Annotated in this window: 17 protein-coding genes; 7 read left to right on the top strand and 10 right to left on the bottom strand. The window is 58.7% G+C overall.

Annotation, left to right across the window (positions count from 1 at the left end; genetic code table 11):
* Window positions 1-68: 68 nt before the first annotated feature.
* Entirely contained in the window at window positions 69-2,705 is a 2,637-nt protein-coding gene (gene gyrA, locus PUP35_RS15165) for a DNA topoisomerase (ATP-hydrolyzing) subunit A (protein ID WP_111965289.1), read from the bottom strand.
* Window positions 2,706-2,851: 146 nt separating this feature from the next.
* On the opposite strand from gyrA, the gene ubiG reads away from it, so the two are divergent.
* The 4 genes from ubiG to yfaE all read left to right on the top strand — a co-directional run bounded on the left by ubiG (window position 2,852) and on the right by yfaE (window position 7,647).
* Window positions 2,852-3,580 carry a bifunctional 2-polyprenyl-6-hydroxyphenol methylase/3-demethylubiquinol 3-O-methyltransferase UbiG gene (ubiG, locus tag PUP35_RS15170; RefSeq protein WP_023325748.1) on the top strand — a complete coding sequence of 243 codons (729 nt, stop codon included), beginning with the start codon at window positions 2,852-2,854 and terminating at the stop codon, window positions 3,578-3,580.
* Between the two features lie 347 nt (window positions 3,581-3,927).
* On the top strand, window positions 3,928-6,213 hold the full coding sequence (gene nrdA / locus PUP35_RS15175) for a class 1a ribonucleoside-diphosphate reductase subunit alpha (protein WP_274240380.1): 2,286 nt from the start codon (window positions 3,928-3,930) through the stop codon (window positions 6,211-6,213).
* Between the two features lie 49 nt (window positions 6,214-6,262).
* Complete coding sequence (nrdB, locus tag PUP35_RS15180) at window positions 6,263-7,393, top strand: class Ia ribonucleoside-diphosphate reductase subunit beta (protein WP_047074992.1); 1,131 nt, start codon at window positions 6,263-6,265, stop codon at window positions 7,391-7,393.
* Complete coding sequence (gene yfaE, locus PUP35_RS15185) at window positions 7,393-7,647, top strand: class I ribonucleotide reductase maintenance protein YfaE (protein WP_008500234.1); 255 nt, start codon at window positions 7,393-7,395, stop codon at window positions 7,645-7,647. The genes nrdB and yfaE overlap by 1 nt, the downstream gene beginning before the upstream one ends.
* 24 nt (window positions 7,648-7,671) lie before the next feature.
* Here the strand turns inward: yfaE and glpQ are convergent, their stop codons facing one another.
* Both glpQ and glpT read right to left on the bottom strand, forming a co-directional pair.
* Window positions 7,672-8,724, bottom strand: coding sequence for a glycerophosphodiester phosphodiesterase (glpQ, locus tag PUP35_RS15190; protein ID WP_248174743.1), 1,053 nt, complete (start codon window positions 8,722-8,724; stop codon window positions 7,672-7,674).
* 11 nt (window positions 8,725-8,735) lie between these two features.
* Entirely contained in the window at window positions 8,736-10,088 is a 1,353-nt protein-coding gene (gene glpT / locus PUP35_RS15195) for a glycerol-3-phosphate transporter (protein ID WP_045354273.1), read from the bottom strand.
* A gap of 251 nt (window positions 10,089-10,339) precedes the next feature.
* Here glpT and glpA point away from each other — a divergent pair, with 251 nt between their 5' ends.
* The 3 genes from glpA to glpC are packed head-to-tail and all read left to right on the top strand — an operon-like array spanning window position 10,340 to window position 14,362.
* Window positions 10,340-11,968, top strand: coding sequence for an anaerobic glycerol-3-phosphate dehydrogenase subunit A (glpA, locus tag PUP35_RS15200; RefSeq protein ID WP_274240381.1), 1,629 nt, complete (start codon window positions 10,340-10,342; stop codon window positions 11,966-11,968).
* On the top strand, window positions 11,958-13,175 hold the full coding sequence (gene glpB / locus PUP35_RS15205) for a glycerol-3-phosphate dehydrogenase subunit GlpB (protein WP_127731764.1): 1,218 nt from the start codon (window positions 11,958-11,960) through the stop codon (window positions 13,173-13,175). The genes glpA and glpB overlap by 11 nt, the downstream gene beginning before the upstream one ends.
* Window positions 13,172-14,362 carry an anaerobic glycerol-3-phosphate dehydrogenase subunit GlpC gene (glpC, locus tag PUP35_RS15210; RefSeq protein ID WP_274240382.1) on the top strand — a complete coding sequence of 397 codons (1,191 nt, stop codon included), beginning with the start codon at window positions 13,172-13,174 and terminating at the stop codon, window positions 14,360-14,362. Before glpB ends, glpC begins: the two co-directional genes overlap by 4 nt.
* A gap of 33 nt (window positions 14,363-14,395) precedes the next feature.
* On the opposite strand, the gene PUP35_RS15215 is transcribed toward glpC, so the two are convergent.
* The 7 genes from PUP35_RS15215 to menD all read right to left on the bottom strand — a co-directional run bounded on the left by PUP35_RS15215 (window position 14,396) and on the right by menD (window position 21,973).
* Window positions 14,396-15,595 (bottom strand): nicotinamide mononucleotide deamidase-related protein YfaY, encoded by a 1,200-nt coding sequence (locus PUP35_RS15215; protein ID WP_115875882.1) that lies wholly within the window; start codon window positions 15,593-15,595, stop codon window positions 14,396-14,398.
* A gap of 93 nt (window positions 15,596-15,688) precedes the next feature.
* Window positions 15,689-16,228, bottom strand: a complete 540-nt coding sequence (locus tag PUP35_RS15220; protein ID WP_274240383.1) for a YfaZ family outer membrane protein — start codon at window positions 16,226-16,228, stop codon at window positions 15,689-15,691.
* Between the two features lie 124 nt (window positions 16,229-16,352).
* Window positions 16,353-17,714 carry an o-succinylbenzoate--CoA ligase gene (menE, locus tag PUP35_RS15225; protein ID WP_274240384.1) on the bottom strand — a complete coding sequence of 454 codons (1,362 nt, stop codon included), beginning with the start codon at window positions 17,712-17,714 and terminating at the stop codon, window positions 16,353-16,355.
* On the bottom strand, window positions 17,711-18,676 hold the full coding sequence (gene menC, locus PUP35_RS15230) for an o-succinylbenzoate synthase (RefSeq protein ID WP_274240385.1): 966 nt from the start codon (window positions 18,674-18,676) through the stop codon (window positions 17,711-17,713). Before menC ends, menE begins: the two co-directional genes overlap by 4 nt.
* The gene (menB, locus tag PUP35_RS15235; RefSeq protein WP_045402731.1) at window positions 18,676-19,533 is read right to left on the bottom strand and encodes a 1,4-dihydroxy-2-naphthoyl-CoA synthase; all 858 of its coding nucleotides are present in this window, start codon (window positions 19,531-19,533) and stop codon (window positions 18,676-18,678) included. The genes menC and menB overlap by 1 nt, the downstream gene beginning before the upstream one ends.
* On the bottom strand, window positions 19,530-20,306 hold the full coding sequence (menH, locus tag PUP35_RS15240) for a 2-succinyl-6-hydroxy-2,4-cyclohexadiene-1-carboxylate synthase (protein ID WP_274240386.1): 777 nt from the start codon (window positions 20,304-20,306) through the stop codon (window positions 19,530-19,532). The genes menB and menH overlap by 4 nt, the downstream gene beginning before the upstream one ends.
* The gene (gene menD / locus PUP35_RS15245; RefSeq protein WP_223580040.1) at window positions 20,303-21,973 is read right to left on the bottom strand and encodes a 2-succinyl-5-enolpyruvyl-6-hydroxy-3-cyclohexene-1-carboxylic-acid synthase; all 1,671 of its coding nucleotides are present in this window, start codon (window positions 21,971-21,973) and stop codon (window positions 20,303-20,305) included. Before menD ends, menH begins: the two co-directional genes overlap by 4 nt.
* Window positions 21,974-22,022 lie beyond the last annotated feature (49 nt).

Genomic DNA, 22,022 nt, shown 5'->3' on the forward strand with positions numbered 1-22,022 from the left:
AACGTTGACTTATCTGCTAATGCAAAAGAAAAGGGCCGGAATCCGGCCCTTTTTTGCATCAGGAGACATTACTCGTCAGCGTCATCCGCTACGTCATCGTCGGTGTCGGCTTCCGGCGCGATATCATCATCGCCTTCCGCAACGCTGCCGTCGATGGAGTCGAGCTCTTCGTCATCCACCGGCTCGGCAACGCGCTGCAGACCCACTACGTTTTCATCTTCCGCTGTACGGATGAGGATCACGCCCTGGGTGTTACGACCCACCACGCTGATCTCAGACACGCGGGTACGCACCAGCGTACCGGCATCGGTGATCATCATGATCTGATCCGCATCGTCCACCTGCACCGCGCCGACAACGGAACCGTTGCGCTCGGTCACCTTGATGGAGATAACGCCCTGCGTACCGCGAGACTTGGTTGGGTATTCCCCTTCCGCCGTACGTTTACCGTAACCATTCTGCGTCACGGTCAGGATAGCCCCTTCACCGCGCGGAATAATCAGAGAAACAACGCTGTCTTCGCCAGCCAGCTTGATACCACGAACTCCCGTCGCGGTACGGCCCATTGCACGGACGGCGTCTTCTTTGAAGCGCACCACTTTACCGGCCGCAGAGAACAGCATGACTTCATCAGATCCCGAGGTCAGATCCACGCCAATCAGCTCGTCGCCTTCGTTCAGGTTCACGGCGATAATACCGGCAGAACGCGGACGGCTGAATTCGGTCAGCGCGGTTTTCTTCACGGTACCGCTGGCGGTCGCCATAAAGACGTTCACGCCCTCTTCGTACTCGCGTACCGGCAGAATAGCGGTGATACGTTCGTTCGCTTCCAGCGGCAGCAGGTTAACGATTGGACGACCACGCGCGCCGCGGCTTGCTTCCGGCAGCTGATAGACTTTCATCCAGTACAGACGACCGCGGCTGGAGAAGCAGAGGATCGTGTCGTGGGTGTTCGCCACCAGCAGGCGGTCAATAAAGTCTTCTTCTTTAATACGTGCTGCAGATTTACCTTTACCGCCACGACGCTGTGCTTCGTAGTCCGTTAACGGCTGATACTTCACGTAGCCCTGGTGAGACAGGGTCACAACAACGTCTTCCTGGTTGATCAGGTCTTCGATGTTGATGTCCGCGCTGTTGGCGGTGATTTCGGTGCGGCGCTCGTCGCCGAACTGATCGCGGACCAGCTCCAGCTCTTCGCGGATCACTTCCATCAGGCGCTCTGCGCTGCCCAGAATGTGCAGCAGCTCAGCAATCTGTTCCAGCAGCTCTTTGTATTCGTCGAGCAGTTTTTCATGCTCAAGGCCGGTCAGTTTCTGCAGACGCAGATCCAGAATCGCCTGGGCCTGCTGTTCAGTCAGGTAGTACTGACCGTCACGTACGCCGAATTCAGGTTCCAGCCACTCAGGACGCGCTGCGTCATCGCCCGCACGTTCCAGCATCGCGGCGACGTTGCCCAGATCCCACGGACGGGAAATCAGCGCAGTTTTCGCTTCTGCCGGGGTTGGCGCACGACGGATCAGTTCGATGATCGGGTCGATGTTGGCCAGCGCAACTGCCAGCGCTTCAAGGATGTGCGCACGATCGCGCGCTTTGCGCAGTTCGAAGATGGTACGACGGGTCACCACTTCACGGCGGTGACGGACGAACGCGCTCAGGATCTCTTTCAGGTTCATGATCTTCGGCTGACCATGGTGCAGCGCAACCATGTTGATACCGAAGGAGACCTGAAGCTGAGTCTGGGAGTACAGGTTGTTCAGGACAACCTCACCCACCGCGTCGCGTTTGATCTCAATCACGATGCGCATACCGTCTTTGTCAGACTCGTCACGCAGCGCGCTGATGCCTTCAACACGTTTTTCTTTTACCAGCTCGGCGATTTTTTCAATCAAACGCGCTTTGTTCACCTGATACGGGATCTCGTGAACAATAATGGTTTCACGGCCGGTTTTAGCATCCGCTTCCACTTCGGCGCGGGCACGGATGTAAATCTTGCCGCGGCCGGTACGGTACGCTTCTTCAATGCCGCGACGACCGTTGATGATCGCCGCCGTCGGGAAGTCCGGGCCCGGAATGTGTGTCATCAGCCCTTCAATGCTGATGTCTTCATCGTCGATATAGGCCAGACAGCCGTTGATCACTTCCGTGATGTTGTGCGGCGGAATGTTGGTTGCCATACCGACCGCGATACCGGAAGAACCGTTAACCAACAGGTTCGGGATCTTGGTTGGCATCACATCTGGGATGCGCTCGGTGCCGTCGTAGTTATCGACGAAATCAACGGTCTCTTTTTCCAGGTCGGCCATCAGCTCATGAGCGATTTTCGACATACGGATTTCCGTATAACGCATCGCCGCAGCGGAGTCGCCGTCGACTGAACCAAAGTTACCCTGACCATCTACCAGCATGTAGCGCAAGGAGAATGGCTGCGCCATACGAACGATGGTGTCATAAACGGCGGTATCACCATGCGGGTGATATTTACCGATGACGTCACCGACGACGCGGGCAGATTTTTTATAGGCTTTATTCCAGTCATTGCCCAATACGTTCATGGCGTATAGTACGCGACGGTGTACCGGCTTCAGGCCATCGCGGACGTCCGGCAGCGCACGGCCAACAATGACCGACATCGCATAGTCCAGATAGGAGCTCTTCAGCTCTTCCTCGATGTTAACCGGTGTAATTTCTCTCGCAAGGTCGCTCATCTAACCGCTATCCCTCTACTGTATCCCGGATTCAAAGGTCGCAAATTATAACACAGCCGAGGTGATTGAGGTAAACCTATACGCTTTATTCACGGGGATTGCCTGATATACTCCTTTGTCTTGCTAAATAAGGAGTAAAAGCGCCCATGAATGCCGAAAAATCCCCGGTGGCTCACAACGTTGACCACGAAGAGATTGCCAAATTTGAAGCGGTGGCGTCCCGCTGGTGGGATCTCGAAGGTGAGTTCAAACCGCTGCATCGCATTAATCCGCTGCGTCTGGGCTATATCGCGGAGCGTTCCGGCGGCCTGTTCGGTAAGAAAGTGCTCGACGTCGGCTGCGGCGGCGGCATCCTGGCGGAAAGCATGGCGCGCGAAGGGGCGAACGTCACGGGCCTGGATATGGGCTTTGAACCGCTGCAGGTTGCCCGTCTTCATGCGCTGGAGTCTGGCATACAGGTAGACTACGTGCAGGAAACCGTGGAAGAACACGCGGCAAAACACGCCCATCAGTACGATGTGGTGACCTGCATGGAGATGCTGGAGCACGTACCCGATCCGCAGTCGGTGGTACATGCCTGTGCAAAACTGGTGAAGCCGGGCGGCCAGGTCTTCTTCTCAACCATCAACCGTAACGGTAAAGCGTGGCTGATGGCCGTCGTTGGCGCGGAGTATGTACTGCGCATGGTGCCGAAAGGGACGCACGACGTGAAGAAATTCATCAAGCCTGCAGAGCTGTTAAGCTGGGTTGACCAGACGTGGCTCAAAGAGCAGCACATCATCGGCCTGCACTACAATCCGCTAACCAATAAATTCAAACTCGCACCGGGCGTTGATGTTAACTATATGTTGCACACAACCGCCAAAAACGACTAACGTCATTCGTTATTCTTATAAAGATTGCGCGACATCATGTTGCGCAATTCTGACCTCCCGTTGAAGAAATCAGCACTCGATCAAATTTTGAATTTTTTTTCTTAATTATTGACATGTCTTCCAGGCCTTACGGTACGAGGACTTAGCCTTTTTTACCCTTTCACAACCTCAATTTAACGCCAAAATCAACCCTTGTGCTGAAAAGATTCGATACTAGAATACTCACCATATAGCGTTTTTCTTATCGCAAACCCCCTACATGTAGTATTTATCCACAGAGTTAGTCACAAGACGGATCTGTGGATAAACGGGGGATATTTTTTATTTCACGGACAGGTAAAACCCACATGAATCAGAGTCTGCTGGTGACAAAGCGCGACGGTACTACCGAGCGTATCAATCTGGACAAAATCCATCGAGTTCTCGACTGGGCAGCAGAAGGACTGAACAACGTATCTATCTCCCAGGTTGAACTGCGCTCCCACATTCAGTTCTACGACGGCATCAAAACGTCTGATATCCACGAAACGATCATTAAAGCAGCGGCAGACCTCATCTCCCGCGAAGCACCGGATTATCAGTACCTCGCTGCACGTCTGGCGATTTTCCACCTGCGTAAAAAAGCCTACGGTCAGTTTGAGCCGCCGAAGCTTTACGATCACGTGGTGAAAATGGTTGAGCTGGGCAAATACGACACGCATCTGCTGGAAGACTATACGGAAGAAGAGTTCGAGCAGATGAACGGGTTTATCGATCACTGGCGCGACATGAACTTCTCCTACGCGGCGGTGAAGCAGCTCGAAGGCAAATACCTGGTTCAGAACCGTGTAACCGGCGAGATCTACGAAAGCGCCCAGTTCCTCTACATTCTGGTGGCTGCCTGCCTGTTCTCTAACTACCCGCGTGATACCCGTCTGGATTACGTGAAGCGTTTCTACGATGCGGTCTCCACGTTCAAGATTTCTCTGCCGACGCCGATCATGTCTGGCGTGCGTACCCCAACCCGTCAGTTCAGCTCCTGCGTACTGATCGAGTGTGGTGACAGCCTGGATTCAATCAACGCCACCTCCAGCGCCATCGTGAAATACGTCTCCCAGCGTGCCGGTATCGGCATCAACGCCGGTCGCATCCGTGCGCTGGGCAGCCCGATTCGCGGCGGTGAAGCGTTCCACACCGGCTGTATCCCGTTCTATAAACACTTCCAGACGGCCGTAAAATCCTGCTCTCAGGGCGGCGTGCGCGGCGGTGCTGCGACCCTGTTCTATCCGATGTGGCACCTGGAAGTGGAAAGCCTGCTGGTTCTGAAAAACAACCGTGGCGTGGAAGGCAACCGCGTGCGTCACATGGACTACGGCGTGCAGATCAACAAGCTGATGTACACCCGTCTGCTGAAAGGCGAAGACATCACCCTGTTCAGCCCGTCCGACGTCCCGGGCCTGTATGACGCGTTCTTTGCCGATCAGGACGAGTTCGAGCGTCTGTACACCAAATACGAAAAAGACGACAGCATCCGTAAGCAGCGCGTGAAGGCGGTAGACCTGTTCTCCCTGATGATGCAGGAACGTGCCTCTACCGGCCGTATCTACATCCAGAACGTTGACCACTGCAACACCCACAGCCCGTTCGATCCGATGGTTGCGCCAGTGCGCCAGTCTAACCTGTGCCTGGAGATCGCCCTGCCGACCAAACCGCTGGAAGACGTGAACGACGAAAACGGCGAAATCGCGCTGTGTACGCTGTCCGCGTTCAACCTGGGCGCGATTAAGAGCCTGGACGAGCTGGAAGAGCTGGCCGTGCTGGCGGTTCGTGCGCTCGACGCCCTTCTGGACTACCAGGATTACCCAATCCCGGCCGCTAAACGCGGTGCGATGGGCCGCCGTACCCTGGGTATCGGCGTGATCAACTTCGCCTACTGGCTGGCGAAAAACGGCAAGCGTTACTCTGACGGCAGCGCCAACAACCTGACGCACCAGACGTTCGAAGCGATTCAGTACTACCTGATGAAAGCGTCCAACGAGCTGGCGAAAGAGCAAGGCGCGTGCCCGTGGTTCAACGAAACCACCTACGCGAAAGGCATTCTGCCAATCGACACCTACAAGAAAGACTTGGATGCGATTGTCAGCGAGCCGCTGCACCTCGACTGGGAAGGCCTGCGCGAGTCCATCAAGACTCACGGCCTGCGTAACTCCACGCTCTCTGCCCTGATGCCGTCTGAGACCTCTTCGCAGATCTCCAATGCCACCAACGGTATTGAGCCGCCGCGCGGCCACGTCAGCATTAAAGCGTCGAAAGACGGCGTGCTGCGTCAGGTGGTACCGGATTACGAGACGCTGGGTGACAACTACGAGCTGCTGTGGGAAATGCCAAACAACGACGGCTACCTGCAGCTGGTGGGTATCATGCAGAAGTTTATCGACCAGTCGATCTCTGCCAATACAAACTATGACCCGACGCGCTTCCCGTCAGGCAAGGTCCCGATGCAGCAGCTGCTGAAAGACCTGCTCACCGCCTACAAATTTGGCGTGAAAACCCTGTACTATCACAACACCCGTGATGGTGCGGAAGACGCGCAGGACGACCTAGTACCGTCAATTCAGGACGATGGCTGCGAAAGCGGCGCATGTAAGATCTAATGAAGGGCGGGGATATCCCCGCCTTTATTTCGTAAGACAGGACACACTCATGGCATATACCACCTTTTCACAGACGAAAAACGACCAGCTCAAAGAGCCGATGTTCTTCGGCCAGCCGGTCAACGTGGCACGCTACGATCAGCAAAAATATGACATCTTCGAAAAGCTGATTGAAAAGCAACTCTCCTTCTTCTGGCGTCCGGAAGAAGTGGATGTATCCCGCGACCGTATTGACTACCAGTCGCTGCCGGATCACGAAAAACATATCTTCATCAGCAACCTGAAGTACCAGACGCTGCTGGATTCCATTCAGGGACGTAGCCCTAACGTGGCGCTGCTGCCGCTGATCTCGATTCCTGAGCTGGAGACCTGGGTGGAAACCTGGGCATTCTCCGAGACCATTCACTCCCGCTCTTACACGCACATTATCCGCAACATCGTGAACGATCCGGCGGTTGTGTTTGACGATATCGTCACCAACGAGCAGATCCAGAAGCGCGCGGAAGGCATTGCTCACTACTACGACGAGCTGATCGAGATGACCAGCTACTGGCACCTGCTGGGCGAAGGCACCCACCACGTGAACGGTAAAACCATCACCGTGAACCTGCGAGCGCTGAAAAAGCAGCTGTACCTGTGCCTGATGAGCGTCAACGCTCTGGAAGCGATCCGCTTCTATGTCAGCTTCGCCTGCTCCTTCGCCTTTGCCGAGCGCAAGCTAATGGAAGGCAACGCCAAAATCATCCGTCTGATTGCCCGTGATGAAGCCCTGCACCTGACCGGCACCCAGCACATGCTGAACCTGCTGCGCAGCGGTACGGACGATCCGGAGATGGCGGAAATCGCTGAAGAGTGCAAGCAGGAGTGCTACGACCTGTTCGTGCTGGCCGCTCAGCAGGAGAAAGAGTGGGCAGACTACCTGTTCCGCGACGGCTCCATGATTGGCCTGAACAAAGACATCCTGTGCCAGTACGTTGAGTACATCACCAACATCCGCATGCAGGCTGTTGGTCTCGACCTGCCGTTCCAGACGCGCTCTAACCCGATTCCATGGATCAACACCTGGCTGGTGTCCGATAACGTGCAGGTTGCGCCGCAGGAAGTGGAAGTCAGCTCTTATCTGGTCGGTCAGATTGATTCTGAAGTCAACACCGACGACCTGAGCAACTTCCAGCTCTGATGTCACGCGTCACGTTAAGTCTTTCCGGCACTGAGGTACTGTGTCGGGAGGAGCACCCTTCTCTGCTGGTGGCTCTTGAGGCGCATCAGGTAGAAGTAGAGTACCAGTGTCGTTCCGGCTACTGCGGCTCCTGCCGCTGCCGTCTGGTCGCCGGCCAGGTGGACTGGCTGACCGAGCCGCTGGCTTTTATCAATGAAGGGGAAATTTTGCCCTGCTGCTGCCGGGCAAAAGGCGATATAGAGATCGAGATGTAAAAAAGGGCCTTACGGCCCTTTTTTCTATTTTAAGAACGTCACCGCTTTATCCGGGAAATCCGTAAACAGTCCGTCCACGCCCGCCTGCTTATACAACACTTCATAAAGCTGATTCACGTCCGTGGCATATGGCGGCAGCTGGTCTGCACGCACGGTATACGGGTGCACCTGCATCCTGCTGGCGTGCGCCTCTTTCACCATCGCAGTCAGCTTCACGTGACCAGGCGTTGAACCTTCCGCCACCAGCATGTGGTAATCCGGCCCGATGCCGTCGGCGTACTGCGCAATCTGCTTCATCGCGCCCGGCTTAAACATCCAGTCGTAATTGTAGTTCACCCACGTTCCGTCCGGCTGCTTCTCCTGGGTTTCATTCCAGTCGGTATAGGCAATCAGCTGCACCAGATTGAGATCCATCCCCATCTTCGGCTCCAGCTCGGTTTTGATGCGCTTCAGCTCGGCGGCATCAAAACACTGCAGGTAAACTTTGTCCTTCTTGCCGGTGTAGCCGTACTGCTTCAGCACCTCGAGCGTCTTCGCGGCAATATCTTTTCCTTCCTGATGGTGGAACCACGGCGCTTTGATTTCCGGGTAGATGCCGATATTTTTACCGGTTGAGTGGTTCAGCCCCTGAACAAACTCAATCTCTTCCTGGAAGGTATGAATGCGGAAGTCAGATTTGCCCATCGGGAAACGTCCCGGATAGACCTGCACCTTCTTGCCGTTTTCAATCTCAAAGCCCTCGGTAAACTTCAGGGAACGGATCTCCGCCAGCGTGAAGTCGATGGCATAGAAGCGGCCATCTTTGCGCGCGCGGTCCGGGAAACGATCCGCCACGTCCGTCACGCGGTCAAGATAGTGATCGTGCAGGACGACCAGCTGGTCGTCCTTCGTCATCACCAGATCCTGCTCCAGATAATCCGCGCCCTGGGCATAGGCCATCGCTTTCGCCGGGAGCGTATGCTCCGGCAGATAGCCGCTGGCGCCGCGGTGGGCAATAACAATTTTATCCGCCGCCAGCGCGGAGCCTGTCATCAGGCCCGCCAGCAGCAGGCCGGTTGCAAGTTGGGTAAATTTCATCGCTAAGCTCCTTATTGACGACGCGCCAGCACTTCCGCGTGGTGACGTTTCTCACCGATCATCACAACAATCAGCAGCAGTACCGCCAGCACGCTACCGCCGATCATCACCATAAAGCCGCCGTCCCAGCCGAAGAAGTCAACGGTGTAGCCCACGATGGCGCTCGCCGCGACCGAACCGCCCAGGTAGCCGAACAGGCCGGTAAAGCCCGCCGCCGTGCCCGCCGCTTTTTTCGGCGCCAGCTCCAGGGCATGCAGACCGATCAGCATCACCGGACCGTAAATCAGGAAGCCGATGACGATCATGCAGGCCATATCTACTGATGGGTTGCCCGGCGGGTTGAGCCAGTACACCACGGTAGCAATGGTCACCAGGGTCATAAAGAACACGCCCGTCGCGCCGCGGTTGCCTTTAAACACCTTGTCCGACATCCAGCCGCAAAGCAGCGTGCCCGGGATCCCGGCATATTCATACAGGAAATAGGCCCAGGAGGATTTATCCAGCGCGAAGTGCTTCACCTCTTTCAGGTAGGTTGGCGACCAGTCGAGGATGCCGTAGCGCAGCAGGTAAACGAACACGTTCGCGACCGCGATGTACCACAGCAGCTTGTTCGGCAGCACGTACTTCATGAAGATCTGTTTAGCGGTCAGCTCTTCTTCGTGCTCCTTGCTGTAATCATCCGGATAGTCGTTTTTGTACTCTTCAATCGGCGGCAGGCCGCAGGACTGCGGCGTGTCGCGCATCAGGGCGAAGGCAATAATCGCCACCAGAATGGCGCCAAAGGCAGGCATATAGAGCGCCGCATGCCAGTCGTTGAACCAGGCCATCCCCAGCAGGAACAGCAGAGGCGGAATACCGCCGCCCACGTTATGGGCGCAGTTCCACACCGACACGATGCCTCCGCGCTCTTTCTGCGACCACCAGTGCACCATGGTACGCCCGCACGGCGGCCACCCCATCCCCTGGAACCAGCCGCAGAGGAACAGCAGCACGAACATGATGGCAATGCTGGAGGTAGCCCACGGCACAAAGCCCATGAACAGCATGACCGCGGCCGCCAGGATCAGACCGGCGGGCAGGAACACGCGCGGATTCGAGCGATCCGACACGGAGCCCATGATGAATTTGGAAAAACCGTAGGCGATGGAGATCCCCGACAGCGCGAACCCCAGATCGCCACGGGAAAAGCCCTGCTCCACCAGATACGGCATGGCGAGCGCGAAGTTTTTACGTACAAGGTAGTACGCCGCGTACCCGAAGAAGATCCCCAGGAAGATTTGCCAACGCAGACGGCGATAGAGCGGATCTATTTCTGCCTCTGGCAGACGCGCCCTGTGCGGCGCAGGTTTGAAGATACTGAGCATAACAGCCTCCGTGGCCTTGAAATGAATGAGCAGGTGGCTCGCACCTGAATTCCAGAGGCGGGGATGTTAAGAAATCACGGTGATTGTTACTGTGAATCAACGCACAGATTGTTACAGAAATATGACAGAATGCGCAAAAAAGCGCATGAAATCACGTTTCACTTTCGAATTCCGCGCGTTTATGTTCGAAATCAAACAAACCACAAAATTAATATGGCTAAATGATAAAAAACGAACATAGAGGGTAAACAATGACCAGTCACGATCCTGGTTATAGTGATGTGATAATCATTGGTGGTGGCGCGACCGGCGCCGGGATCGCGCGCGATTGCGCCCTTCGCGGCTTAAGCGTCACGCTTCTGGAACGCCATGATATCGCCACGGGCGCAACCGGGCGTAACCACGGCCTGCTGCACAGCGGCGCCCGGTATGCGGTCACCGACGCTGAATCCGCGCGCGAATGTATTGCTGAAAACCAGATCCTTAAGCGTATCGCCCGTCACTGCATTGAGCCGACTGACGGCCTGTTTATCACTCTTCCCGAAGATGACCTCACCTTTCAGGACACCTTTATTACCGCCTGCTGTGCAGCGGGCATTCAGGCTGAGGCCATGGATCCGGCTCTGGCGCGGCGGCTGGAACCGTCGGTTAACCCGGCGCTTATCGGCGCGGTTAAAGTGCCTGACGGCACCGTTGACCCCTTCCGCCTGACTGCCGCCAACATGCTGGACGCCCGCGAACATGGCGCTCACATTCTGACCGGACACGAAGTGACCGGGCTTATCCGCGAGGGAAACCGCATCTGCGGCGTACGGATCGTTGATACGCAATATAACGAACACAGCGAGCTGTATGCCGCCGTGGTGGTTAACGCGGCGGGGATATGGGGGCAGCGCATCGCGGAATACGCGGACCTGTCGGTGCGCATGTTCCCGGCGAAAGGCTCGCTGCTGATCCTCGACCACCGCATCAATAACCACGTAATTAACCGCTGCCGCAAACCGTCAGATGCCGATATTCTGGTACCAGGCGACACCATCTCATTAATCGGTACGACCTCAACCCACGTGGACTATAGCGAGATTGACTACAACCGCGTGACCGCTAATGAGGTCGACATCCTGCTGCGCGAAGGGGAAAAACTGGCCCCGGTGATGGCGCAGACGCGTATTCTGCGCGCCTACGCAGGCGTGCGTCCGCTGGTCGCCAGCGATAACGATCCGAGCGGGCGTAACGTCAGCCGGGGCATTGTGCTGCTCGATCACGCCGGGCGTGACGGCCTGGACGGGTTTATCACCATCACCGGCGGCAAGCTGATGACCTACCGCCTGATGGCCGAGTGGGCGACCGATGCCGTCTGCCGCAAGCTGGGCAATACCGAACGGTGCGTGACGGCAGAACAACCCCTGCCCGGCTCGCGTCAGTCCACCGAAAAAACGCTGCAAAAAATCATCTCCCTGCCCGCGCCGCTGCGCGGATCCGCTATTTACCGCCACGGCGACAGAACGCCGCAGTGGCTCGGTGAAGGGCGCCTGAGCCGCAGCCTGGTGTGCGAGTGCGAAGCCGTCACCGCCGGTGAGGTGCAGTACGCGGTGGAAAATCTGACGGTTAACAGCCTGCTCGATCTTCGCCGCCGCACCCGCGTCGGAATGGGTACCTGTCAGGGCGAGCTGTGCGCCTGTCGTGCCGCCGGACTGCTGCAGCGCTTTCATACCACCACCGCTACCCAGTCGCTCGATCAGCTCAGCGCGTTTTTAAACGAGCGCTGGAAAGGCATCCAGCCTGTCGCCTGGGGCGATGCCCTGCGCGAAAGCGAATTTACCCGCTGGGTCTACCAGGGGCTTTGCGGTCTTGAGAAGGAGCAACGCGATGAAATTTGATACCGTAATCGTCGGCGGCGGGCTGGCAGGCCTGCTCTGCGGCATCAGGCTCACCAGGCAGGGGCTGCGCTGCGCCATTATCACACGGGGCCAGAGCGCCCTGCACTTCTCGTCGGGCTCGCTGGATCTGGTGGACGAAACGTACCGCGATAAGCTGCCGCCGGAGCACCCCTATCACCTGATTGGCGCGCACAACGTTGACCGCTTTGCGCTGGAAACCGAAGCGCTGCTGGCGGACTGCGGCGCGCGTCTGAAGGGGAGCGCCCGGCTCAATCACCAGCGCGTCACGCCGCTCGGTACCTTACGCTCTGCCTGGCTCAGCCCGGAGGAGGTGCCCGTTGCGCCCGTCAATGCCGCGCGCGTCCGGGTCGTGGGTATTAGCGGTTTTCTGGATTTTCAGCCCCATCTCGCGGCGGCGTCGCTTTGCCGCCAGGGGATCAATGCCGAAACGGCAGAGATAGAACTACCTGAGCTTGATGTCCTGCGCGATAACCCGAGCGAGTTTCGCGCGGTGAATATCGCCCGATTTCTGGATAACGAGGACAAATGGCCGCTGCTGTATGACGCGCTCAGGCCCCTCAGCGACAGCTGTGACGCCCTGCTGATGCCCGCCTGCTTTGGCTTACGCGACAACCGGCTCTGGCGCTGGCTATCGGATCGTCTGCCCTGCTCGCTCGGCCTGCTGCCAACGCTGCCTCCGTCCGTACCCGGCATTCGTCTGCATACCCAGCTCCAGCGCCAGTTTGTCGCGCAGGGCGGCGTGTGGATGGCGGGTGATGAGGTGAAAAAAATCACCCTGACCGACGGCGCGGTGAGCGAAATCTGGACGCGCAACCACGACGATATTCCGCTTCGTGCGCGCTATACGGTGCTGGCAAGCGGCAGCTTCTTCAGCAACGGGCTGCTGAGCAGCCGGGAGGGTATCCGGGAAGCTATTATGGGACTGGATGTTCGCCAGCATGCCTCCCGCGCGGACTGGTATCAAAGTGATTTCTTCTCGCCGCAGCCCTGGCAGCAGTTCGGCGTGATTGTCGATAACCGGTTACACCCGCAGCTTGCCGGTAGACCTGTCAGTAATCTCTTTGCCATCGGCTCGCTGCTGGGCGGGTACGATCCTATTGCTCAGGGGTGCGGTGGCGGCGTCTGCGCCGTCACGGCGCTGTATGTGGCAGAGCAGATTAGCCAGCGCACGGAGGCTGAACAATGAACGATACCCGTTTTGAAAGCTGCATCAAATGCACGGTGTGTACCACCGTCTGCCCGGTCAGCGGCGTGAACCCACGCTATCCCGGACCAAAGCAGGCCGGACCGGACGGCGAGCGTCTGCGCCTGAAGGACGGCAAGCTGTATGATGAAGCGCTGAAATACTGCATCAACTGCAAACGCTGCGAAGTCGCCTGCCCGTCGGATGTGAAAATCGGCGATATTATCCAGCGCGCCCGGGCGCACTACAGCACGCAAAAGCCGTCGCTTCGTGACGCAATCCTGAGCCATACCGATCTGATGGGCAGCGTCTCTACGCCGTTTGCCCCGCTGGTGAATGCCGCGACCTCTCTCAAACCGGTGCGCCAGCTGCTGGATGCCACGCTGAAGATAGACCATCACCGCAGCCTGCCGAAATATTCTCACGGAACCTTCCGCCGCTGGTATAAATCCGTCGCGGCGAAACAGGCTCAGTACGCCGAGCAGGTGGCCTTTTTCCACGGCTGCTACGTGAACTACAACCACCCGCAGCTGGGTAAAGATCTGCTGAAGGTGCTGAACGCCATGGGAACGGGCGTTCAGCTACTGAATAAAGAGAAGTGCTGCGGCGTACCGCTGATCGCCAACGGGTTTACCGATAAAGCGCGCAGGCAGGCTCAGAGCAATGTCACCTCCCTGCGCGAAGCGATTGTCGATAAAGGTATTCCGGTGCTGGCGACCTCTTCCACCTGTACCTTTACCCTGCGCGATGAGTACCCGCATCTGCTGGACGTAGACAACACCGGACTACGCGAGCACATCGAGCTGGCGACGCGCTTCCTGTGGCGCAAGCTGGACAGCGGACAGACGTTGCCGCTAGGGAAATTACCCCTGAAAGTGGTGTACCACACGCCGTGTCATATGGAGAAAATGGGCTGGTCGCTCTATACGCTGGAGCTGCTGCGGCTAATCCCGGGGCTGGAGCTGACGGTGCTGGATTCACGCTGCTGCGGGATTGCGGGAACCTACGGCTTTAAGCGTGAAAACTATGACACGTCGCAGGCGATCGGCGCCCCGCTGTTCCGTCAGATTGAGGAGAGCGGCGCGGATATCGTGGTGACCGACTGCGAAACCTGCAAGTGGCAGATTGAGATGTCCACCAGCAAGCGCTGCGAGCATCCGATTACGCTGCTGGCAAAGGCGCTCGGCTGAACATGGCCGGGGCGAAAGGCCCCGGCACAGGCGTTACTCCACGAACAGCGATTCAACCACGTTAATCCAGCCGTGCTCGCTGGCCACCTCTTTGCCATTCAGCCAGCGGCGCAGCATGTTCAGCGCCATCATGGCGCATACCTCCTGACGCACCGCCAGGCTGTGGCGGGTAATGCTCATTTTCACCCGCAGGGCGTGGGTGCCCTCGGGCGTCGCCAGCGCGAAGTTGAGGTGTTCTTCATCCAGCCCGCCGACGAACAGCGCCAGACCGGCAAAATGCTTCACCCTTCTCTCGGACGCCCAGCGGGCGGTCTGCGCCAGAGTCTCCTGCTGGAACGGCACCACTTCGCTGGCCAGCAGCGGCGCGTTGACGCGCGACAGCTGAAGTGCCAGCAGGCCACCGGTGAACTGCTCGCTTAAGGTCACGCTGAGCTGACGCGCCTGCAGCTGCTTCGCAATCAGCGCGGGCAACCCTTCCGTACCTTCAAAGATCAGGCTTTCGCCAGCCACGCGCTGCACCTCGGGCCACAACGCCAGCATCGCCTCTTTCTGCTCGGCCGGACCTGTCAGCTTAAGTTCAATGATCGGCATGGAGGAGCGATAGCCCATAGACACGCCCGGCGGCAGCAGAAGGTGATCGAGGCTTTGGGCCAGATCGCTTTCCGAGCGGCCAAAGGTGGTCAGACGCAGACACAGCGGCGGTTCCGGCAGGGTAAAACGATCGCGAAGGCGCGGCAGGATCTGCTGCTCGACCATCACTTTAAATTCTGAGGGCACGCCCGGCGTGAAGAACATCAGGCAGCGGTTCAGCTGCATGGCAAATCCGCACGCGGTACCCACCGGGTTATCAACCAGCTCGGCGCTGGCGGGAATTTCAGCCTGTTTGCGATTGCTGGGGGCCATGACGCGGCCACGTTCGGAGAAAAAGCGCTCCATCTGCGAAAGCCACGCCTCGTGCAGCACAAGCCCTTCGCCTTTTGCGGTCGCGGCGGCCAGCGCGCTGAGATCGTCACTGGTAGGGCCGAGCCCACCGTTCACAATCAGCACGTCACAGTGCTCACTGCGTTCACGCAGAATAGAGACCAGTGACTCAAGATTGTCGCCCACCGTATTGCGGCGCGTTAACGGTAATCCTTGCTCAAAGAAAAGATCGGCAAGCCAGGCTGCATTGGTATCAATAATTTGTCCATGCAGCACTTCGTCGCCGGTGGATAACATCTCCACGTTAATCATTATGTTCTCCCGCTTATTTGGTCAAAACACTATAACGCAAACGCGGGGTGGATAAGAGAGAAACTGGCGCGACAGAATGCCGCGCCGGAGTGATTAAAAGCCTGCGCTGACGCCCACGTACGGGCCGTCGGCCAGCGCGTTGTCGCGGTTGCCGTCTTTACCGGCCAGGTTCAGATAACGATAGCCCGCTTCGATGGTAATCGGACGCATGATGGTCCAGCGCGCGCCAGCGTTGGCCTCTTCATAGCTTTCGATACCGCTTGAGAGGGAATCCGGCGAATAGTAGTACTCACCAAACAGGCCGAAGCTGTCGCCAATTTTCCACTGCAGGCCGCCGCCCACTGCCGCCGCGTACCCTTCGTCACCGTCATTTGGGTTGGTATAGATACCTTTACCGCCGACGGTCGCCAGGAACGGGCCAAGAGGAACGTTGAGACCCAGGCCGAGGCTGGCCGCGTCGCCGTCATCATCGTTATGCGTCCAGCCGCCGGTCATCGCCAGACCGGATGTCTCGGTACCCATGCCAAAGCCCAGGTGGGTATAATCCTGACCCGCCGAGCCGTTAATGCTAATGGCGTTAGCCGCCGCAGATACAACCATCAGGCCGAAGACCAGTAATGCCGCTTTTTTCATTGTCGTGATCCCGCACAATTATTATAAAGGAGTCCCAAAACCGCGAGATTTTAACCGGAGTATCCCGGGGATCAAGCACTCTGCGTGCGGCAGAACGGTAGATTGTAACTATTTGAAACGGCTATTATCCCTTCAGCGATGCGTTCACCCACTGCTGCAACGCGCGGCGCGAGACTTTGATACCGCCATTTTTGAGTTCGGTCGGCAACAGCAGCCAGCGGACGGGTTGCTCAAAACGCGCCACCTTATCCCGCACCCAGTCAGGTAAACAGGTGATATCCGTTCCCGGCTCGCACTCCACTACCGCCACCGGACGCTGCCCAAACTCGGCGTCGTCCAGCGGAACGATAAACACCTGGTTAACCTGCGGGTGCGTGGCGATAACGCGCTCAAGGCTTTCCGGCTGAATCCCTTCTCCGCCGCTAAAAAAGAGGTTGTCCATGCGGCCGAGGATCGTCAGGCGGCCGTCATGCCATTCGCCGCGATCGCGTGTAGCGAACCAACCCTGCGCGTTGGTCAGCGGAATCAGTTCGCCATCCCGCCAGTAGCCTGAGGCCATGCTTTGCGCCCTGATCCAGACTTCCCCGTTAACGACCTGCACCTCTCTGCCCGGCAGCGCATAGCCCACGTCCGGCTCGCCGTCCGCCTCTTTCGCGCAGACGGTAGAGGCAAACTCGGTCAGGCCGTAGCCGCAGAAGGTGCGTATATCCTGTTCTCGCGCCTGTTCGGTCAATTCAACAGGGATGGCCGCCCCGCCCAGCAGCACCGCTTTCAGTGCAATATGCTGGTGTGCATTAAGCAGACGCCAGAGCTGGGTTGGCACCAGCGAGGCGTGGGTACAGCCGCACAGCGCCTCCGCCAGCGGCTGTTTCTCGCGCACGGTTAAGCGCGCGCCGGCCTGCAGCCAGCGCCATAAAATCCCCTGGCCGGAAACGTGAAACAGCGGCAGCGAAAGCAGCCAGTCGTCGTCTTCACCGTAGGGCATCAGCGACAAAACGCCGCGCGCGCTGGCAAGATGGGCCTCGCAGGTATGGACCGCCGCTTTCGGCAGCCCGGTAGAGCCGGAGGTCAGCGTCATGGACGCCAGCCGCGCCGGTTGCCACGCAGCGCAATACGCATCGACGGTCTCGCGCATGCCCAGGGCAGGAAGACCGTCGTAGCTGCCGTCCAGCACCAGCGCAAAGCGCAACGTCATCTGCGGGAGCAGCACGTCCAGCAGCGGGCGCGGCAGCTGCGGATTCACGGGAAGAATACGCGCCCCGCACTGGAGCAGCGCCAGCCACGCCAGCAGGGTGTGCGGATGATTATGGGCCAGCAGCAGCACGCCGTCGCCCTCCTCCACGCCCTGACGGTGAAAGCCCGCCGCAAGGCGGTCAATGCGCGCGCACAGCTGTTGCCAGCTGAGCACCTCGTCGTTCAGACTCAGGGCCGTTTTATCGGCAAACTGCGCACACCAGTGCCGCCACGGCCAGTCGGTAAAACTCATTGCAGCGGCTCCAGCGCCGTAACGTCGAGGCACGGCAGCGCGCTGTCCGGCCACGGGCGGAGAAGCTGAGCCTGCATCAGGTTCAGCGTGTCGAGACCAGGGACCGTGTCAGGCGTTAACCAGGAGGCAATGCGCGCCAGCTGGGTTAGCCCAAGGCTGGACTCAATCGACGAGCTGATGACCGCTGTCAGCCCTAAGGCGTGCGCCGCCGCGACCTGCTCGCGCACTTTCGCCAGGCTGCCGGTCAGCGTTGGTTTAATCACCACCGCGCTGACGCCGGGTTCGGCGACAAATTCAAAATCGGCCTCGCGCAGGCTTTCATCCCAGGCGATGGCAATCCCCGTTTCGCGGGCAAACGCACGCGAATCCTCCCGCGTCTTGCACGGTTCTTCGAGGAAGGCAATGCGGCTGCGGTACGCCGGATTGACGTACTTCGCAAACTGCTGCGCCTTAAGCGGCGTCCAGGCGCGGTTGGCGTCCAGACGCAGATGAAGGTCGGGGATCGCCTCCAGCAGCAGGTTGGCGACCATGCCGTCGCGCACGGCTTCATAGAGACCGACTTTAATTTTCGCCACTTTCTCCCCCGGCATGGCGGAGAGCAGCGCGAACAGCTCGTCAGGATCGCCCGTGCAGAGCGGCGCCGCGCGGTAATTCCCCGTTTCCGGCAGGCTGCCTTCCAGCTCGGCCAGCGCGCAGCTGATACCAAAGGCCGCGGAAGGCACCTCCGGCAGCGCCGGATTTGCACCCTCGCGCCACGCGTCCGCCCACGTAAGCAAGGCCGTCTGCGCGACATCCAGCGACTCCAGGCTAAAGCCCGGCAGCGGTGAAATCTCGCCCCAGCCTTCCCGCTCGCCCTGCTGCAGATGCACGAAGAAGCCGTCACGGGTTTTTAACCGCCGCTCACGCAGCACCACGCCCGCGTCCATCGGTATCTGCCAGCGGTAAACCTGCGCGCGACGCATTACGGATTCCGTTTGTATTTGCTGAAGTCCGGCTGGCGTTTTTCGTTAAACGCGTTGCGCCCTTCCTGACCCTCTTCGGTCATGTAGAACAGCATGGTGGCGTTGCCCGCCAGCTCCTGCAGACCCGCCTGACCGTCACAGTCGGCATTGAGCGCGGCCTTCAGGCAGCGAAGCGCCATCGGGCTGTTTTGCAGCATTTCACGGCACCAGCGCACGGTCTCTTTTTCGAGATCGGCAAGCGGCACCACGGTGTTCACCAGGCCCATATCCAGCGCTTCCTGCGCGTTGTACTGGCGGCACAGGAACCAGATTTCGCGGGCCTTTTTCTGACCGACGATGCGCGCCATGTAGGAGGCTCCCCATCCGCCGTCGAAGGATCCCACTTTCGGGCCCGTCTGGCCGAAGATGGCGTTCTCGGCGGCAATAGTCAGGTCACACATCATGTGCAGCACGTGGCCGCCGCCGATGGAGTAGCCCGCCACCATCGCCACCACCGGTTTTGGACAGGTGCGGATCTGACGCTGGAAATCGAGGACGTTCAGGTGGTGCGTACCCGCGTCGTCCTGGTATCCGCCGTAGTCACCGCGCACTTTCTGATCGCCGCCGGAGCAGAACGCTTTATCGCCTTCGCCGGTCAGGACAATCACGCCGATGTTATCGTCGTAGCGCGCATCCGCCAGGGCCTGAATCATCTCTTTCACGGTCAGCGGACGGAAGGCATTACGCACCTGCGGACGGTTAATGGTGATTTTAGCAATGCCGTCGGTGGATTTGTGGTAACGAATGTCGGTGTAGCCTTCGGAGCAGTCTTGCCATTCAACCGGTGCATAGAGCATGTTTTCATCAGGGTAGATCATAGAGTGTCCTTTATGCGAAGACGCAGTATCTGAGCCAGACTTGCGGTAACCGCATCGGGATTTTCCCGGTGGGCGTTGTGTCCGGCGTTGGGAATTGCATGGCGAACGGCGTTCAGCTCGGCGGCCAGGGCCGCAAACTTCTCATCACGTTCGCCATAGAGATAATCAAAAGAGAAATCGCGCGCGCTCAGGGCAGCACGCAGGTCGGGCTGCACGGCCAGCGACGTTGCCTCGAGCATCATCGCCAGCGTCGCGCCGCTGTTCTGGCTGCGCAGGGTAATCAGCGCATCGCGCTGGGCGTCCGTAAGGGAGGCGAAAACGGGCTGTTGGTACCAGTCAGCGAATACTTTCTCCAGCGGTTCGGTACGAAAACGCGTTGCCCAGCGGCGGTCGGATGCCAGCCGCGCATTTCGCGCATCGGCATCCTGCAGGCCCGGATGCCCTCCCTCCACCAGCACGCCATGCAGCCCCTTCGACTGCTGGCAGGCATGGAACATCGCAATGCGGCCGCCGAGGGAGTACCCGACAAGCCAGAATTTGAGTATGTTGTAACTAAGCAGGGTTCGGGTGAGCAACGCGCTCATCTCGTCAAACCCCTTCACACCCAGATTCCGGGATCCACCGTGCCCCGGCAGATCCAGATATAGCCTGGGATAATCGCTAAGTCCTGCACCGACCCTCTGCCACTCGCGACAGTCACCCGAAAAACCGTGCAAAAAGACCAGCCAGGGATAGCCTGGTTTTCCGGCCTGCAGCACGCCCGAAAGGATCACAGCTGGCTCACCTGCGCCAGCAGGCTTTGCAGGGCCTGCGCACCGTCAGCATCGTTCACCACAAGCTCAATCAGCGTCGCGCCCGGCTGTTTCCATGCGCTGTTTAACGCCGCGTCCAGCTGTTCCCAACTTTCCGGGCGATGGTATTTCAGGCTAAACATCGCCGCGGCGTGTTCGAACTGCACGTTCTGCGGCATCAGATAGAAACGCTCGCGCTCGCTCTGCGGCGTAGGCAGCAGGGAGAAAATCTGCCCACCGTTGTTGTTGACCACAATCAGCACAAACGGGGCTGACGCCTGACGCAGCAGCGCCAGCGCGTTGAGATCGTAGAGCGCGGAGAGATCGCCCACGATCGCCAGCGTCGATTTCGCGCTGGCGCGCTGTACGCCCGCCGCCGTGGAGATCAGCCCGTCGATGCCGCTGGCACCACGGTTGCTGTACACCGGGTAGCCCGCGGGCAGCTTCGAAAAAGCGTCAATCAGCCGCACGACCAGGCTGTTGCCGACAAACAGCTGCCCCTGTTCAGGCAGGTACTGGCGAATACGGTGCGCCAGCCCGGCTTCGCTAAACGCTTCACAGTGCGCTTTGGTTAGTTCCCACGCCTGGCGCGAAAGGTCCGGAATGGCCACCGCCCAGGGCTTGCGTTTTTCAGCGGGATGGAGCGCCAGCCAGGCGTCGATAGAGCTGACGAGACGACGACCGCGGTGGTGCGCCGGGTCAAGCCGCCCTTCCAGCGCGTCCACCAGCCAGTACTCGTCCGGTGTGCAGGTCGCCTGCCACTGCAGTAACCGTTTGCCGGTCAAGCTCGATCCAAGCTGGACCACAATCTGCGCCTGCGCCAGTTCGGTGACCGCTTTGGCATTACCCAGCCAGAGATCGGCGCACGGCAGCGGCTGACCGGTCTGGGAAAGCACGTCGCCTATCAGCGGCCAGCCCAGGGTTTGCGCCCATTCGGCAACCAGCTTGCCTTCAGAGGCGCTCATGCGCCCGGCGATAACCACGCCGCGCTTCTGCCGCCAGAAGAACCAGTCGCGCTGTTTCGCGCTCTCAAGGTGCGTCTGCTCGCGCAGCCACGGTTTTTCACTCTCCCACCAGTCGCCGAGGGTCTGCTGCCAGTCAAGACCCGTGTCGTCCAGCTCACCGTACAGCGGCTCGGCAAACGGGCAGTTGATATGCAACGATCCGCTACGCAACGTCTCCATGGCGTGATCGACGGTGGAGACCAGCCAGCTTGCCGGAATATCCTGGGTGGGACGGGGCAGCGAAATCGTCTGCGAAGGATGCGAAGAAAAGAGTCCCGGCTGGCGAATGGCCTGATTGGCGCCGCAGTCGATAAGCTCAGGGGGACGATCGGCCGTCAGTAAAATCAATTTTTCACCGGTTAACCCGGCTTCAATCAGTGCCGGATAGAGGTTCGCCACGGCGGTACCGGAAGTGACAATCACCGCCACGGGTTCTTTGCTGACCTTCGCCAGACCCAGCGCAAGATGGCCGAGGCCGCGCTCATCAAAGTGGGTGTGGTGAATTAACGCCCGGTTTTCGGCGGCCGCCAGCGTCAGCGGCGTTGAGCGAGAACCCGGTGCAATACACACGTGCCTGACGCCATGGCGCGTCAGGGCTTCAAGGATCACCGCCGCCCAGCGTCGGTTAAAAGAACTTACTGACATGAGATTGTCCGGTATCAAGAATGCGACACAGTATAAATAATAGAAAAAA

It is taken from the genome of Enterobacter sp. S-33 (assembly GCF_028735835.1).
Classification (GTDB): domain Bacteria; phylum Pseudomonadota; class Gammaproteobacteria; order Enterobacterales; family Enterobacteriaceae; genus Enterobacter; species Enterobacter vonholyi.

What these genes read in the sequence shown, in the direction of transcription:
- gyrA (WP_111965289.1), bottom strand. Translation starts at nt 2,705, where the DNA reads ATGAGCGACCTTGCGAGAGAAATTACACCGGTTAACATCGAGGAAGAG.
- ubiG (WP_023325748.1), top strand. Translation starts at nt 2,852, where the DNA reads ATGAATGCCGAAAAATCCCCGGTGGCTCACAACGTTGACCACGAAGAG.
- nrdA (WP_274240380.1), top strand. Translation starts at nt 3,928, where the DNA reads ATGAATCAGAGTCTGCTGGTGACAAAGCGCGACGGTACTACCGAGCGT.
- nrdB (WP_047074992.1), top strand. Translation starts at nt 6,263, where the DNA reads ATGGCATATACCACCTTTTCACAGACGAAAAACGACCAGCTCAAAGAG.
- yfaE (WP_008500234.1), top strand. Translation starts at nt 7,393, where the DNA reads ATGTCACGCGTCACGTTAAGTCTTTCCGGCACTGAGGTACTGTGTCGG.
- glpQ (WP_248174743.1), bottom strand. Translation starts at nt 8,724, where the DNA reads ATGAAATTTACCCAACTTGCAACCGGCCTGCTGCTGGCGGGCCTGATG.
- glpT (WP_045354273.1), bottom strand. Translation starts at nt 10,088, where the DNA reads ATGCTCAGTATCTTCAAACCTGCGCCGCACAGGGCGCGTCTGCCAGAG.
- glpA (WP_274240381.1), top strand. Translation starts at nt 10,340, where the DNA reads ATGACCAGTCACGATCCTGGTTATAGTGATGTGATAATCATTGGTGGT.
- glpB (WP_127731764.1), top strand. Translation starts at nt 11,958, where the DNA reads ATGAAATTTGATACCGTAATCGTCGGCGGCGGGCTGGCAGGCCTGCTC.
- glpC (WP_274240382.1), top strand. Translation starts at nt 13,172, where the DNA reads ATGAACGATACCCGTTTTGAAAGCTGCATCAAATGCACGGTGTGTACC.
- PUP35_RS15215 (WP_115875882.1), bottom strand. Translation starts at nt 15,595, where the DNA reads ATGATTAACGTGGAGATGTTATCCACCGGCGACGAAGTGCTGCATGGA.
- PUP35_RS15220 (WP_274240383.1), bottom strand. Translation starts at nt 16,228, where the DNA reads ATGAAAAAAGCGGCATTACTGGTCTTCGGCCTGATGGTTGTATCTGCG.
- menE (WP_274240384.1), bottom strand. Translation starts at nt 17,714, where the DNA reads ATGAGTTTTACCGACTGGCCGTGGCGGCACTGGTGTGCGCAGTTTGCC.
- menC (WP_274240385.1), bottom strand. Translation starts at nt 18,676, where the DNA reads ATGCGTCGCGCGCAGGTTTACCGCTGGCAGATACCGATGGACGCGGGC.
- menB (WP_045402731.1), bottom strand. Translation starts at nt 19,533, where the DNA reads ATGATCTACCCTGATGAAAACATGCTCTATGCACCGGTTGAATGGCAA.
- menD (WP_223580040.1), bottom strand. Translation starts at nt 21,973, where the DNA reads ATGTCAGTAAGTTCTTTTAACCGACGCTGGGCGGCGGTGATCCTTGAA.